This window comes from Pseudomonas sp. 910_21 (assembly GCF_052850735.1).
In genome coordinates this window covers 1-418 of sequence record NZ_VXCY01000039.1, presented here as the reverse complement: position 1 = coordinate 418, position 418 = coordinate 1, and the positions used below count along the sequence as shown (strand labels likewise).

Genomic DNA, 418 nt, shown 5'->3' with positions numbered 1-418 from the left:
CCCGTTGTTCTTGCCCTCGCGGTCCCAGGGGAACTGAATTTTTACCCGGCCATATTCATCGGTGTGGATTTCCTCGCCTTCCGGGCCCACCACCGTTGCAATCTGCGGCCCGTCAATGACCGGCTTGGGCAGTGGCATCGGCCGCCATTCGCAGTCCTCGGCAATGATCTGGGCGCGGAAGTCGTAACTCACCCCCATCTCGGCGCCAGCGGCCTCTTCTTGCTGGCTGGCGTGCTGTATCCCTGTGTGGGTGATGCGCACCGAGCGCCACCAGCGGTTGAAGTCGCCCCGGGGGTGCCCGGTCAGTTGGAAGGAAAACCCTGGAATCAGCCGCGGATCATCCCCTTCCACCGTCGCCACCCGGGCATCGCGACGATGGCCCAGCAGGCGGTTCTGAGTGAAGGGTTGGCCGACGGCG

At 64.6% G+C, this 418-nt stretch carries 1 protein-coding gene; it reads right to left on the bottom strand.

Going from position 1 to position 418, the window contains the following annotated elements; genetic code table 11:
- Window positions 1-418: contractile injection system protein, VgrG/Pvc8 family (locus FW796_RS31880; protein WP_446440709.1), on the bottom strand; the 418-nt coding region annotated here is incomplete at both ends.